Annotated in this window: 15 protein-coding genes; 10 read left to right on the top strand and 5 right to left on the bottom strand. The window is 64.0% G+C overall.

Annotated elements, in window-relative coordinates:
- Positions 1 to 12: 12 nt before the first annotated feature.
- Genes AC2FAN_RS09300 through AC2FAN_RS09260 form a run of 9 tightly spaced genes read left to right on the top strand, consistent with a single transcriptional unit; the run spans position 13 to position 8,717 of the window.
- Positions 13 to 1,173: an iron-containing alcohol dehydrogenase gene (locus AC2FAN_RS09300; RefSeq protein ID WP_485173497.1), complete on the top strand. Its 1,161-nt coding sequence runs from the start codon at positions 13 to 15 to the stop codon at positions 1,171 to 1,173.
- Positions 1,173 to 2,375 (top strand): sialidase family protein, encoded by a 1,203-nt coding sequence (locus AC2FAN_RS09295; protein ID WP_485173496.1) that lies wholly within the window; start codon positions 1,173 to 1,175, stop codon positions 2,373 to 2,375. Before AC2FAN_RS09300 ends, AC2FAN_RS09295 begins: the two co-directional genes overlap by 1 nt.
- 30 nt (positions 2,376 to 2,405) lie before the next feature.
- Positions 2,406 to 3,218, top strand: coding sequence for an ABC transporter ATP-binding protein (locus AC2FAN_RS09290; protein ID WP_485173495.1), 813 nt, complete (start codon positions 2,406 to 2,408; stop codon positions 3,216 to 3,218).
- Positions 3,218 to 4,090, top strand: coding sequence for an ABC transporter permease (locus AC2FAN_RS09285; RefSeq protein ID WP_485173494.1), 873 nt, complete (start codon positions 3,218 to 3,220; stop codon positions 4,088 to 4,090). Before AC2FAN_RS09290 ends, AC2FAN_RS09285 begins: the two co-directional genes overlap by 1 nt.
- Positions 4,091 to 4,131: 41 nt before the next feature.
- Positions 4,132 to 5,199, top strand: a complete 1,068-nt coding sequence (locus AC2FAN_RS09280) for an ABC transporter substrate-binding protein (RefSeq protein WP_485173493.1) — start codon at positions 4,132 to 4,134, stop codon at positions 5,197 to 5,199.
- Complete coding sequence (locus AC2FAN_RS09275; protein ID WP_485173492.1) at positions 5,196 to 6,059, top strand: amidohydrolase family protein; 864 nt, start codon at positions 5,196 to 5,198, stop codon at positions 6,057 to 6,059. The genes AC2FAN_RS09280 and AC2FAN_RS09275 overlap by 4 nt, the downstream gene beginning before the upstream one ends.
- Before the next feature lie 44 nt (positions 6,060 to 6,103).
- On the top strand, positions 6,104 to 7,174 hold the full coding sequence (locus tag AC2FAN_RS09270) for an ABC transporter substrate-binding protein (protein WP_485173491.1): 1,071 nt from the start codon (positions 6,104 to 6,106) through the stop codon (positions 7,172 to 7,174).
- Between the two features lies 1 nt (position 7,175).
- Positions 7,176 to 7,877 (top strand): SDR family NAD(P)-dependent oxidoreductase, encoded by a 702-nt coding sequence (locus tag AC2FAN_RS09265; protein ID WP_485173490.1) that lies wholly within the window; start codon positions 7,176 to 7,178, stop codon positions 7,875 to 7,877.
- A 42-nt stretch (positions 7,878 to 7,919) separates the two neighbouring features.
- Positions 7,920 to 8,717: an SDR family NAD(P)-dependent oxidoreductase gene (locus AC2FAN_RS09260; RefSeq protein WP_485173489.1), complete on the top strand. Its 798-nt coding sequence runs from the start codon at positions 7,920 to 7,922 to the stop codon at positions 8,715 to 8,717.
- On the opposite strand, the gene AC2FAN_RS09255 is transcribed toward AC2FAN_RS09260, so the two are convergent.
- The 5 genes from AC2FAN_RS09255 to AC2FAN_RS09235 form a co-directional block, all read right to left on the bottom strand.
- A complete protein-coding gene (locus AC2FAN_RS09255; RefSeq protein ID WP_485173488.1) occupies positions 8,704 to 8,973 on the bottom strand; it encodes a hypothetical protein in 270 nt (89 codons plus the stop codon). The genes AC2FAN_RS09260 and AC2FAN_RS09255 overlap by 14 nt on opposite strands.
- A gap of 282 nt (positions 8,974 to 9,255) precedes the next feature.
- Positions 9,256 to 10,533 (bottom strand): TRAP transporter large permease subunit, encoded by a 1,278-nt coding sequence (locus AC2FAN_RS09250; protein WP_485173487.1) that lies wholly within the window; start codon positions 10,531 to 10,533, stop codon positions 9,256 to 9,258.
- Positions 10,530 to 11,045: a TRAP transporter small permease gene (locus tag AC2FAN_RS09245; RefSeq protein ID WP_485173486.1), complete on the bottom strand. Its 516-nt coding sequence runs from the start codon at positions 11,043 to 11,045 to the stop codon at positions 10,530 to 10,532. The genes AC2FAN_RS09250 and AC2FAN_RS09245 overlap by 4 nt, the downstream gene beginning before the upstream one ends.
- Positions 11,046 to 11,049: 4 nt before the next feature.
- Positions 11,050 to 11,760, bottom strand: a complete 711-nt coding sequence (locus tag AC2FAN_RS09240; RefSeq protein WP_485173485.1) for a hypothetical protein — start codon at positions 11,758 to 11,760, stop codon at positions 11,050 to 11,052.
- Positions 11,761 to 11,767: 7 nt separating this feature from the next.
- A complete protein-coding gene (locus tag AC2FAN_RS09235) occupies positions 11,768 to 12,781 on the bottom strand; it encodes a TRAP transporter substrate-binding protein (protein WP_485173484.1) in 1,014 nt (337 codons plus the stop codon).
- A gap of 176 nt (positions 12,782 to 12,957) precedes the next feature.
- Between AC2FAN_RS09235 and AC2FAN_RS09230 the strand changes: the two genes are divergently transcribed.
- On the top strand, positions 12,958 to 13,767 hold the full coding sequence (locus AC2FAN_RS09230; protein ID WP_485173483.1) for an IclR family transcriptional regulator: 810 nt from the start codon (positions 12,958 to 12,960) through the stop codon (positions 13,765 to 13,767).
- The last annotated feature ends 459 nt before the right edge of the window (positions 13,768 to 14,226 follow it).

Genomic DNA, 14,226 nt, shown 5'->3' with positions numbered 1-14,226 from the left:
GGAGGCCGCCCCATGAACGTCCACGCACCTCACCCCCACGCGGCAGCGAGCCTCGCGACACCGATCACACTTCAGCGTCCGCGCGTCATTGAATTCGGCGCCGGCACCGCCCGCCTCGCGGGTGGCTGGGCCGCCGCGCGGAAGCTTTCGCGCATTCTCGTCATCGCCGACGCCTTCAACGCAAAGCGCGTCGAGGTGCTAGAGCTCGAAGGCGAGGTAGCCGTCTTCGGCGATGTCCGCCCCGAGCCGGACGTGCCCAACCTCGAAGCGGCGCTCAAACTCGCCGGCCGAGTGAAGCCCGATCTCGTAATCGGCTTCGGCGGCGGCAGCGCCATGGATCTCGCGAAGCTCGTCGCCGTCCTCCCCGGCAGCGGGCAAAGCCTGGCTGAGGTGGTCGGCCCCGAAAAGGTGGCGCGGAAGGGCGCGGCGCTGATGCAGGTGCCGACCACCTCCGGCACCGGCAGCGAGGCCGGCACTCGCGCGCTCGTTACTGATCCCGCCACGCAGAACAAACTCGCGGTCCAGAGCCTGCACATGCTGGCCGACATCGCGATCATCGACCCGGCGCTGACTCTGACCGTCCCTCCGGCCGTGACCGCGGCGACCGGCGTCGATGCGATGGCGCATTGCGTCGAGGCCTTCACCAGCAAGAAGGCTCACCCGCTGATCGACATGTATGCGCTTGAGGGCGTCAGGCTGGTCGGCCGCTTCCTCGGCCGCGCCATCGCAGACGGTTCCGACATCGAGGCCCGCGCCGGACTGTCGCTCGCGTCGCTCTATGGCGGCTACTGCCTGGGACCAGTCAACACGACATCAGGTCACGCTGTCGCCTATCCGCTCGGTACGCGCCACCACATTGCCCATGGTGCGGCAAATGCTCTGATCTTCCCGCACACGCTCGCCTTCAATGCGCCGGTGGCGTCGGAAAAGACGGCCACGATTTTGGCTGCGCTCGGGCTTCCCGCTTCCCCCCGCGAGGAGGAGATCCGCGCGGCGGCTCATCGCTACTGCGCAGATCTCGGCTGCGAGATGAAGCTTTCCGCCCTGCACGTCCCGCGCGACGACCTGCCGACCATGGCCATGGAGGCACATGCCATCCGTCGCCTGCTCGACAACAACCCCCGTGATATCAGCCGCGAGCAGATCCTCGCCATCTACGAGGAGGCCTACTGATGGGCGCTCATTCATCCACCATCGAGCCTGCCGGCCTGGCGGAGCGAACCGGCATCCTGCATCCGCATGAGAGCGATCCGGGCCGGGTCGAGGCCTATCTGCCTTCGCCTTGCGTGCAGAACCACGCCGCCAATCTCGCCGTGCTCGGCAATGGCGATCTCGCCTGCGTCTGGTTTGGCGGCACGCAGGAGGGCATCCCGGACATCTCGGTCTATTTCTCGCGGCTGCCGAAGGGCGGCGATCACTGGACGGTGCCGGAGAAGCTCTCCGACGATCCGGCGCGCTCCGAGCAGAACCCGATCCTTTTCACCACGCCCGGTGGCCAACTCTGGCTGATTTGGACGGCGCAGATCTCGGGCAACCAGGACACCGCGATGGTGCGTAAGCGCGTCTCGCGCGACCATGGCGCGAGCTGGGGGCCGATCGAGACGCTGTTCGACGCGCCACAGGGCCATGGCCTTTTCGTGCGCCAGCCGCCGCTCTTCCTCGACGATGGCGCCTGGGTCATCCCGGTCTTCCATTGCGTCAGCGTGCCCGGCCAGAAATGGGTCGGCGACCGCGATGTCAGTGCCATTCGGGTCTCGACCGACGAGGGGCGGACATGGGAGGAGCATCTGGTCCCGGACTCGCTCGGCTGCGTGCATATGAATGTGCTGAAGACGCGGGACGGTCTGCTGGCGTTCTATCGCAGCCGCTGGGCCGACTCGATCTACCTCAGCCGCTCGACAGACGGTCGGAACTGGTCTGCACCCGAGCCGACCGAACTGCCAAACAACAACTCCTCCGTGCAGGCGACCATGCTGGCGGACGGCTGCATCGCGCTCGTGTTCAACGCGTCGAGCAAGGCGGACGCTACCGACCGCCGCACCGGCCTCTATGACGACATCGAGAATGACGAGCCGGTCGCGGCCCCCGCGGTTGCGGCCCCCGCGTTTGAGAAGACCGCTTTCTGGGGGGCGCCGCGCGCGCCGATGACGCTCGCCATCTCCGCCGATGGCGGCCGAAGCTGGCCGGTCCGGCGCAATCTAGAGACCGGCGACGGTTACTGCATGACCAACAACTCGAAGGACGGGCTGAACCGCGAGTTCTCCTATCCCTCGATTATCCAGACGCCCGACAGCGAGCTCCAGATCGCCTTCACCTATTGGCGTCGCGCCATCAAGCACGTCCGTGTCTCGCCCGACTGGGCGCAGCGCGGCTGAACCAAAAGAAATGTGAACAGGGAGACCCCCATGGCTGCCCTCGCTCAGGTCCATCCGATAGCGGATGCCAAGACACAGACACCGCGCGATCTGATCAGCATCCGCGGGCTCGACAAGACTTATGCCGGCGGCAGCGTACATGCGCTGTCGAACATCGATCTCGACATCAAGGACGGCGAGTTCGTCTGCGTCGTCGGCCCATCGGGCTGTGGCAAGTCGACCCTTCTGCGCATCCTCGCCGGCCTCGATGATTACGACACCGGCGAAGCGGCGCTTGACGGCAAGGCCATCACCGGCCCTTCACGCGATGTCGGCGTGGTCTTCCAGGCGGCGAACTTGCTGCCCTGGCTCACCGTCCGGCAGAATGTCGCGCTGCCGTTGCGGGTTGGCGGCAAGCAGACCGGGCAGGCCGAGGACATCGACCGGCTGCTCGATGTCGCGGGCCTGAGGGATTTCGGCGAGCGCTTTCCGTATGAACTCTCGGGCGGCATGCAGCAGCGAGCCGGAATCTGCCGCGCGCTGGTGCGCAGCCCCCGCGTCCTGCTTATGGACGAACCCTTTGGCGCGCTCGATGCGCTGACCCGCGAGCGCATGAACCTCGAATTGCAGCGCATCTGGCAGGCCAGCCGCAAGACGGTGATGCTGATCACGCACTCGATATCGGAGGCGATCTTCCTCGCCGATCGCGTCGTGGTGATGTCGGCCCGCCCGGGCCGCGTCATCCGCGAACTGGAGGTGCCGATCCCACGCCCGCGCTCCAACGACACTATCATCAGCCACCCTGCCTATCCCGAGCTCGCCAAGGAAATTCGCGGGCTGTTGAACGCCCAGGGAGACGAGTGATGAGCCAGGCTCAGACCACCATCGTCGCGGATTCGGTTTCGATCGAAAAAGCCGCGCCCAAGCCCAAGACCGCCGCGGGCAAGCAAAAGGAGAATAACGGCGTCAACGGCACCGTCGTAACGCTTATCGGTCTCGTTATCCTGTTCAGTGGCTGGTCGCTGGCGGTCAAGTATCTCAATGTGCCCTCCTACATCCTGCCCGCCCCGACGGCGGTATGGAACGCGCTCTGGTCCGGTCTCGCGGTCAACCCGACGAGCCCCCTCGGCTATTATCTGCCGCTTTGGGGCACGCTGAAGAACGCTGCGATCGGGCTCGCAATCGGATCGGGCCTGGGCCTTGTCCTCGGCTCACTGATGGCCGAGAGCCGGCTAATCGAGAAGCTGCTGATGCCCTATGCCTTCGCGCTGCAATCACTGCCGAAGGTGGCGATCGCGCCGCTGGTGGTGATCTGGTTCGGTTTCGGCGACGGCTCGAAGATTGCGATCTCGGCACTGCTGGCCTTCTTCCCGATGCTGATCAACAGCTTCACGGGCCTGCGCGCCGTCGAGCCCGAGCGCATCGACCTGATGCGCTCGCTCTCCGCCTCGCGCTTCGAGACCTATCGCATCGTCAAGTTGCCTAATGCCGCGCCCTTCATTTTCGCCGGGCTCGACATGGCCGTGGTCTACGCGCTGCTCGGCACGATCGTCGCCGAGTTCCTCGGGGCGCAGCAGGGCATGGGCGTCGTCATCACGCAGGCTCAGGCAGTGACCGACGTTGCGGGTGTCTTCGCGGCGCTCGTTATCCTGGGTGGGATGGGCATCCTGCTGCACAGCATCGTCCGCGGGCTGGAAAGGAAGATCGTCCACTGGGGCGAGCGCGGCCGCAAGTAATGCGGCGGCCTTGATCAAACGACAAAAGCGGGAGGAAAATCATGGTTACACGCAGAGAATGGCTTCAGGCCAGCGGCGCCGTCGCCGCGGCGCTGGCACTGCCGTCCCGCTCGGCCTTCGCCCAGCCGGCCCGCACTGTGAAGGTTGCGATCGGCCAGAAGACGATCGCCCCCAACCTGGTCAACCTGCTGATCGGCGAAGGACTTGGCTACAACGCGGCCGAGGGCTTCAAGGTGCAGTTCATGCCGGTGGGTGGCGTCTCGAACGCCCAGATCGCGCTCGACCGTGGCGATGCCGATATCTCGACGGGTGTTCCGTCCTTCGCTCTGCCGATCCTGGCCAAGGGCGAATGGGGCAAAGCGATCCATTTCTACCAGTACACCTACCCTTACAAATGGGACGTGGCGGTGAAACCGGGTTCGACTTTGACTAGCTATGAGGAGCTCAAGGGAAAGAATATCGGCGTGCCCGATTTCGCGGAGACGCCGTTCCCCGTAACCAAGAACGTCCTGCGCAGCCTCGGACTCGACCCCGATAGGGACGTCAAATGGACGGCGGTCGGCACCGGCGTGGCCGCGGGTGTCGCCCTGGACCGCGGCGCCGTCGACGCGCTTGCCTATTACGATACCGGCTTCGGCCAGATCGAAGGCGCCGGTATTGCCTTCAAGACGCTGCCGCTGCCGAAGAACGTCCCCATGGTCGGCGGGCAGTTCCTGATGACTCTGCGCGAGCGCATCGCGAAGGATCGCGACCTCATCGTCGGCTATGGTCGGTCGGTTGCGAAAGCCTCTGTGTTCCTCGCCGCCAGCCCGCGCGCGGGCGCCCGCGCCTTCCTGAAGATGTATCCGGAAGCGGCGCCCCGCGGTTCGAGCGAGGAGGATGCGATCAAATCGGTACTGGTAGCAACGGCCCGGCGCATCAAACTCTACGACCCGCCTTATGCAGGCGCCAAGATCGGCAGCATCAATCCGGAAGAGTTCAGGATCGAGGCGCAGATGAACGGCATGCAGATCGGCTCGCTGGATGACTTTCTGACGAATGAATTGATCGACGAGATCAACAATTTCGATCGAGAGGAGATCAAGCGGCAGGCCTTGGCCTACGCATGAGCATCGGGGCCGCCGATATGGAAACACGGAGCACGCCACTCAGCGCAGGGCCGGTGGATGTCGGCATCTGCGACACGCATTTCCATGTCTTCGGACCCTATGATCGCTTTCCGTTGCCGGCTTCGCCCTCCTATGCGCCGCGGGAGGCGACGCCGGCGGCCTACCGTCAAATGGCCGACGGGCTCGGGATCGAGCGCATGGTCGTCGTGCAGGGCGGCTGCTACGGCGCTGATAACAGCGCCATGCTCGCCGCCATCCAAGCCCTTGGAGCGGAGCGGGTACGCGGCATAGCGGTGCTGGACGGCTCCGAGACGGCGGCTGATCTGCAGCGCCTCCATGCGGGCGGCGTGCGCGGCGTCCGGGTTAACGCGATCTCGGACGCCGGCATCGATGCGGCGACCATCATAGCGCGTGCCTCGGCGATCGCTGACCTAGGATGGCATCTCCAGTTCCACGCTCGGCCGGACCAGATCGTCACACACGCGGTCCTGCTGCGCGAATTGCCGGTCAATATCGTGATCGATCATTGCGGCCGGATCGATCCTCGCGAAGGGCAGGACCAGCCAGCGATGCGAGCGATGCTGGACCTTCTCGCCAGCGGGCGCGGCTGGATCAAGCTGATCGACTACCGATGCTCGCCGCCTGGCAGCAAAGGCGATCAGATGCGGCCCTATCTCCAACGTTTCGCCGCCGCTGCGCCGGAGCGTTGCCTGTGGGGCACGGACTGGCCGCATCCGCTGATGGACGCGGTTCCGGAGACGGCTAACCTCCTAACGGAGTTCTGCCGCACGTTCGATGACGAAACGCTGCGTGGGCAAATCCTGCGCGGCAATGCCGACGAACTCTACGATTTCAAGTAACGGCCCGGACAACAGGGCTTTCTTCAGCAGAGGGAGAGAAAACGATGATCACACGCAGAGAATGGCTTCTGGCAAGCAGCGCCTTCACCGCGGCGCTGACCATGGGGTCCCGCGCTGGTTTTGCCCAGGGTGCCAAGACCCTCAAGGTCGGTTTTGGGCAGAAGGCGATCAGCCCGAACCTTATCAATCTCCTGATCGGCGAGACCCTCGGCTACAATGCGGCCGAGGGCTTCAAGGTTCAGGGCATGGCGCTGGGCGGAAACAACAACGTCCAGGTCGCCACAGACCGCGGCGATGTCGATGTCGGCATCGGCGTGCCGTCGACCGCACTGCCGATACTGTCGAAAGGTGAGTGGGGCACCGCTATCAACTTTTACGAGTATACCTATCCCTATAAGTGGGATATCGCGGTTAAGAAGGGCGCCGCGATCAAGAGTTATACCGAGCTTAAGGGCAAGAATATTGGCGTCTCAGATTTCGCAGGCACTGAGTTCCCAGTCACGAAGAATGTACTGCGCAGCCTGGGGCTCGATCCCGAAAAGGACGTTAAGTGGACCGCCGTCGGCAACGGCATTCCCGCTGGCGTCGCACTCGACCGCGGTGCGATAGACGCGCTCGCCTATTACGACACCGGCTTCGGCCAGATCGAGGCGGCGGGCATGGCGATCGACATGCTACCACGCCCCGACAAGCTTCCGATGATCGGCGGCCAATTCCTGATGGCGCAGCGCGCGCGCATCGAGGCCGATCGCGCCCTCTTTGTCGGCTATGGCCGCTCGGTGGCGAAGGCCTCGGTCTTCCTGCTCGCCAATCCGACGGCGGGCGCGCAGGCCTTCCTCAAGATGTATCCGGAGACGGCGCCGCGCGGCTCCACCGCCGAGCAGGCGGTCAAATCGGTGCTCGAGGCGATCAGCCGCCGCATCAAGCTCTACGAGCCTCCCTATCAGGGCGCCAAAATGGGCGCTATCCGCGAGGAGGAGTTCGCCACCGAAGCGCAGATGAACGGCTGGGACATCAAGGATTTCTCGAAAATCTACACGAACGACCTTATCGAGGAGATCAATAAGTTCGACGCCGAGCAGATCCGCGCGCAAGCGCGGGCTTATGTGGGTTAGGATGACCAACAATCGAGAAGACGGGCGCGCCAAACGCGCGCTCGTCACCGGCGCTAGTTCCGGTATAGGCGAGGCAATCGCGCAGCGTCTGATTGCCGACGGCTGGGAGGTCGTAGCGCTCAGCCGAAGCAAGCCGACTTTCGAGGCGGACCGGATGACCCATAAGGCGGTCGACCTCTCAGACAGGGCGTCGCTTGCCATCGTCCTGAGCGAGGTGGATCCGCTAGACGCCATCGTTCACGCCGCCGGCATTCTCCGCGTCGGCCGGCTGGGGGAACTCGCACCTGAGAACGGTCGCGAGATGTGGCGGCTGCATGTAGACGCCGCCGAGCAGATCGTCGAAGCGCTGGTGCCATCGCTTCCCGACGGGGCGCGCATCGTGCTGCTCGGCAGCCGCACAGCTGCGGGTTCGCCCGGGCGTGCGCAATATGCTGCGACCAAGGCCGCCGTCGTCGGCATGGCGCGCTCATTCGCCATCGAGCTCGCGCCGCGACAGATCACCGTGAATGTCGTCGCGCCTGGCGCGACCGACACACCGATGCTGCGTGATCCCAGGCGAGCCTCGGTAGCGCCGAAGATGCCGCCCATCGGGCGGTTGGTGAAACCCGAGGAGATTGCAGCGACGACGGCGTTCCTGCTGTCGGAAGGCGCCGCCAGCATCACCGGCCAGCAGATCATCGTCTGCGGCGGCGCGTCGCTTTGAACAGCACCGGCCAGAGCCGGCACCACGACTCGGAATCCAGCAATGACTAGCAAAAAATTTCAGGACCGCTCGGTCTGCGTCACCGGCGCGGCCCGAGGCCTTGGCTCCGCAATTGCGCGGTCCTTCGCCGAGGCCGGAGCCCAGGTCCACATCGCAGACGTTCTCGACGAAGAGGCTGCACAACTTGCGACGGAATTTCGCTCCAGAGGCCTGGCGGCAACGGCACATCATCTTGACGTCACGGATGAAAACGACTGGCGTCAGCTCGTTGCCACACTCCACGCAGTGGACGGCGGTCTCGATGTTCTAGTGAACAACGCCGGCATCATCATCAGGAAATCACTTGCACAGACCTCGAAGGCCGAGTGGGACCGGGCCATGAGCATCAACGTCGCGGGCGTGTTTCTCGGCATGCAGCATTGCCGGCCACTTCTTGCCGCTAAGGCGCCGTCGGCGATCGTTAACATTTCGTCGACCGCCGGCATCATTGCGCATGGCGACCCGTCCTATACGGCAAGCAAATGGGCTGTCCGCGGGCTAACCAAATCCGCAGCGTTGGAACTAAGCGCAGACGGTATTCGCGTGAACTCTGTTCATCCGGCGATGATCGCAACCCCACTGACTTTTGCTGCGCCGAAAGGGCACATGGAGGCCAACCGCGCTGTGATACCGATGGGGCGTGAGTCCAGCCCAGACGAGATCGCAAACATCGTGCTCTTCTTGGCGTCGAACGAAGCCTCTTTCATGACTGGCAGTGAAGTCACAGCCGACGGAGGATTGACGACGGGCGGCGTTGCACATGCGAGGGGTTGGCTGCAGGCTTACTTCACTGGGGAATAGGGCGATAGCTGCTACCAATGTTGGGTATTTGGGCGGGCGTCCGGTTGCGATCGAATTGGATATCGCAAAATCGGTCTTTCAGGTGCACGGTGTCGACCTGAGGGCATGATTGTAATCCGGCGGCAGGTAAACGAGCGCAACGACGCGGAACGGCACGCGCCGGACATGTCTGATGCAGTGCGGCAAGGCGAACGACAAAGAAGATCGCGACCGTCGCCTTGGCTATCAAAATAGCCCAGATGGTCGGGGCGATCATGGCGGCCGGCAAGCCCGATAACGAGCCAGTCAGGCAGGTCTCATAGAAATTAGGCGAACCGCGCTGAAGAGTTTGGGAAGGGCACCACGAACGTAACGCAGCCAGGCGGCCGAACGAAGAACGGGAAACCATTTGCGCGACATTGCTTCAAGCGCGTGCTTTTGGCGGGACCCGGCCAGGCGCCCTTCGCACCGCACCAACGGGTGAAACACATGGCCCCACCGACCAGCTCTGCGAACGCTCAAAAACCCTTGCTAGCGGAGAGCCGTCCACACATGGCGCTCAGTAGAACCAGAGTGCGGGAACCGTAACGAGCTTCGGGAACAGGACCATCAGGAACATGACCGCGAACTCAGCGATCATGAATGGCAGCACGCCTCGGGTCACTGCATCCATGCTGACCCTCCCCACGCCCGCGACGGTGTTCAGCACGACGCCGACTGGCGGGGTAATCAGCCCGATGGCGTTGTTGATCATGAACAGCACGCCGAAATAAACCGGGTCGATGCCTGCCGCCTTGACCAGTGGCATCAGCACGGGCGTCAGAATCAAGATCGTCGGCGTCAGGTCCATGGCCGTGCCGACGAACATGACGAGCACCATAATCGCCATCATTAGCAGGGTCGGCGTCGCGATGAGCGGCTCCAGCAGCGACACCACCTGCTCCGGGATGTTAGCGACCGTGATCAACCAGGCGCTGACCGCGGCCGCCGCTACCAGGAACATCACCACGGCGCTGGTCCGCACCGCCCTGGCGAAGACGTGGTATAGCTCGGTCCAGCTGAGTTCGCGATAGACGAGGCTGGAGATCAGCAGGGCATAGGCCGCCGCGACCACGCCGGCCTCAGTCGGCGTGAACACGCCCATCTTCAGGCCAGCGATGATGATCACCGGCAGGACGAGCGCCCAGGCGGCTTCGCGAAAAGCTTGCAACAGCTCCGCCAGGGACTTTCGCGATGGTGGCGAAAAGGACTCGCGCCGGGACACCCACCACCAAGTCAGGCAGAGCGTCGCACCGAGCATGATGCCGGGGAAGATGCCGGCCATGAACAGGCGCGAGATCGAGACATTCGCAGCCACGCCGAAGACGACATAGCCAATGCTCGGCGGCAGGACGGGCGCGATGATGCTGGTCGAGGCAATGAGGCCGGCGGAGCGGGGCTTGTCGTAGCCGGCAGCGACCATCATCGGCAGCAGCAGGGCCGACAGAGCAGCTGCATCCGCCACGGCCGAGCCCGAGAGCGCCGCGAGCAGCAGGCCGGCGAAGATAGTGACGAAGCCTAGCCCGCCGCGGATATGGCCGAACATCGCGAGGGCTAGCGCGATGATCCGGCGCGACAGTCCACCCGCGTTCATCACCTCGCCGGCGAGGAGGAAGAACGGAATGGCGAGCAGCGGATAGCTGTCGGCGCCATGGATCACGTTCTCGGCGAGGATCTGCGCATCGAACATGTCGAGGTGCCACATCAACGTAGCGCCGCAGACCAGCAGCGCGAATGCAATCGGGATCCCGAGCGCCATGGCGCCGATGAGCGAGACCACAAAGACGGCGATCGTCATGCCTGGTCCTCGTTTTCCTTGACGATGACGAGATCCTCGTCGCGCAAGCGCCCGCTGAGCAGGCGGAAGAGCTCATGCAGCAGGATGACCGCGGCCACGACGGAGAAGACCACGCCGGCCGAATAGAACCACGCCAGAGATGCCCCGCTGGACGGCGCGCTAACGTTCCAGTTGAGCCGCGTCTGCGCCAGGGCGCCCTCGAAGATCAGCCAGCAGATGAACAGCATCAGCACATAGCCGAGCGCCAGGCAAAACCGCTTCCCCATAGGCCCGAGCCGCCCCACCAGGAACTCGGTTCCGAGATGGCCATGCGCACGCAATGCGACGACGCTGCCGAGGAAGGTCGTCCAGACGAATATCCAGCGCGACAACTCCTCGGCGACCGTGATGCCGGAGTTGAAGGCGTAGCGCAGGATCACATTGGCGAGGACGAGCACGACCATTGCCGCCAGGCAGGCGACGGTGATCATCTCGATCAGCTTGCAGCAGCGGTCAATGAGCCTGTCGACCATGCCTTCAGGCCGCCTTCGGATCGGTCGTTTGCGCTGCGGCGAGATCCGTCGCCGCCAGGCTGTAGGAGAGTCGGAAGACCTTGCTCGCGATCGTCTCATGCGCACCCGCCTCGACTAGGCGAGCGCGGTCGAGTTCTTGCTGCCCGACCCGCTCCAAGGACGCCCGCTCATAACCGGCCACGAGCAGGATCCAGTCGGCGACGGCATCGCCGCCGCGGATCCGCTGCTCCGTTGTCGCCGCGATCGCAGGCGTGTCGGTCCTGAGCAGATGACACCCGGTCAGGCCCGGCTGCTGCGGCAAGCTCGCAAGCTTGTCGTGCAACTGCTGCTGCAGCGCCTCTTCCTTGCCCGCCGCGGGGGATAGGCGCAGCGTCAGCATATACTGGCCGACACCGCCTCCGAAGCTCGCGAGGATGCGGCACTGGCTGCGCACCATATTGCGATGATGCGGCATCATCTTCGCCGACCACGGCGTCGGCGTGTTGAGATGCCCCAGATAGCCGGGAGAGCTGAGCGTCTCGTAGCGATCGAGCTCGTAGAGGATGAAGAAGCCTTCACCTCCATCGGCATCGGCCCAACGCGATCCCCGGCGGAAGCCGGGAATCCTCATCCGCTCGGGAAAATGCTCGTGTGAGTGCCAGTCCTCGAACTCATGCCGCATCGGCGCGGCGATGTCCCACCACATCGCCACCGCGGCCGTACCCAGCAGAGCCATGCCGGCCTCAGTTGCCACGCAGCCGGGCCAACTCGTCGGCCACCTGCTTCGAAAGACCTTCGCCGACCTCCGTCGCGAACTTCTGCACGACTGGCTGCACCTTCTGGCGCATCCGCTCAAGCTCGACAGCCGAGACCTCGTTGACCTGCATCGCCTTGCGCAGCCGGTCTATCGCCTGAGTCTCCTGAACCTGGATCGCCTTACGCTCTTCGACCTTGGCCTCGTCGGCTGCAGTCTGGATCACGCTGCGCTCCTCCGGCGAGAGTGCATCCCAGGTCTTCTTGCTCATCAGCAGCGGCATGCCGGTGTAGAGATGGCGCGTCAGCGAGAGGAATTTCTGGACCTCCGCGAACTTGGCCGACTCGATGACTGCGACGGGATTGTCCTGGCCGTCGATCGCCCGCGATTCAAGCGCGCCGTAGACCTCGCCGAAGGTCATCGGCACCGGGTTGGCGCCGAGCGCCTTGAAGGTCTCGATATAGATTGGCGAGGCGATGACACGCAGCTTCAGCCCTTCGAGATCCTCCGGCTTCGTGATCGGCCGGCGGCTGTTGGTGATATTGCGGAATCCAAGGTCCCAGATGCCGAGCCCGACGACACCCTGCTCGCCGAGCTTGCCGAGCAGGTTCTTCGCGATCGGCCCGTCGCTCAGCGCATAGGCCTCCTTGAAGTCCCGGAAGAGGAACGGGAAGTCGAAGACCATGAACTCCTTGTTCAGCCCGGCAAGCAGGCCGGTGGCCATGGTGGTGAAATCAAGCGTGCCGCCGCGGACGGCCGAGAGATTCTGCGGATCGCTGCCGAGCACCGCGTTCGGGAACAGATTGACCTTGAGCTTGCCGCCGCTCTTGGCAGCGACGAGATCTGCGAATTTCTGCGCTCCGATGCCGATCGGATGCTCCTTGGCCAGGCTGAAGGCGAATTTCAGCGTCTTCTCCTGCGCCAACACGCTCGTGGACGAGGCCAGTACGGCCAAGGCGGCAAGGCAGCCGAGCGCACGCCGGCTAAGCGGGATCGTCTTCATCGTTCCTCCTCATGGAATTCGGGCGCTGGTTCCGCCTCTTGATGAACGGCCAATATCAGGCGGCCAACCCGCAGTCCACATTTTTTGAATACCATTCTATTTTTTAACGACGTTCAAGATTTTTTTGACGGTCACGCATTCCGTCGATAGGGTGCGGCCGAGCACTGGGGCGGGCGATGAGCGGTTCACTGGAGAAGTCTTTGGCGATACTGGAGTACCTGTCGGCCCGGCCGGCCGGCGCTTCGCTGGCGGCGGTCGCCGACGATCTCCAGCAGCCTCGAAGCGGATGTCACCGCACGATCCAGGAACTCGTCCGCTACGGATATGTGCGGGCCTTGCCGATCCGGGGCGACTACGCGCTGACCACGAAGCTCGCATCGCTCGGGCTGAGCTTCCTGAGTAAATCGGGTGTGGTCGACATAGCTCAGCCGGTCATCGATCGGCTGGCGCGGGCGACCGAAGAGCTGGTTCGGCTGGCGATCGTGGATGGAGAGCGACTGACGCTTGTCGCTAAGGCGCAGGGCGCGAAATCCGGCCTGCTCTATGACCCCGACATGGGCATTGAATTGCGTCTGTCCTGCAGCGCGGCTGGTCATGCCTGGCTGATGACGCTATCCGAAGAGGAGGCGCTGGAGGCAGTCACGCGGCAGGGCTTTGGCCAGCCGGCCCAATTCGGTCCGAACGCTCCGACCACCATTGGCGCTCTCCTGGATATGTTGCGTGCCAGCCGCGAGCGCGGCTACAGCATGCTGCGGGACGTCTATGCGCCCGGCATGAGCTCGATCGCTGCGCCGGTTCAGGAAGCGGGCGAGCCTACCCGTGGCGTCATCATCATCGCAGGCCCGTCGATGCGCCTAACTCAGGAGCGGATGCTGCAGTTCGCCGAGCCGCTACGCGCAGCCGCGGCCGAACTCGCGCAAGCGACCCATGCATCGCCCATGCTTAGGTCGTCGCGGCTCGGGACATGGGGCAATCAGATGGACTAGGGCAGCCAAGCGTTACGGTCAGGCATCCAGGGCCCGCGATGGCGTCCGAATGTGACGCGGTGGACCGTTCTCCCCTCTGCGAGAGCCTAGCTCCTGCATGGCAGAGCGTCATGGTCGGGGTTGTGATGGTCGGTTTAGCTATCGCCAAGCACGTTTTAGTTTCACGGTGTGGATGTAGTCGGGGAGTGCGATCCCTCGCCAGCTCAGGAGGGCGAAGGTCTTGCCGTTATTCGCCAACCTGCCGGCGTGCCTGATCGACATCGAAGCCTGCGCTAAGAAGCCCACGAGGCGCGCATCGCCGTGCTGGAACGCCTTGTCGGCCGGAAGGCCCTTGAGATCGGGTTCCGAAAGGGATTCTGAGGCACGGATCGGCAACTTCCAGGGTGTTATTATGTCGACGATGCCACCGGCTCGCGGCGGATCTTGTCGCCGACGCCGGGGCGCACGGAAGGCAGGCTT

The organism is Allobosea sp. RIT-PG3_2, from assembly GCF_057321085.1.
The sequence above is the reverse complement of the archived record's forward strand: the minus strand, read 5'-3'. Positions and strand labels throughout refer to the sequence as shown.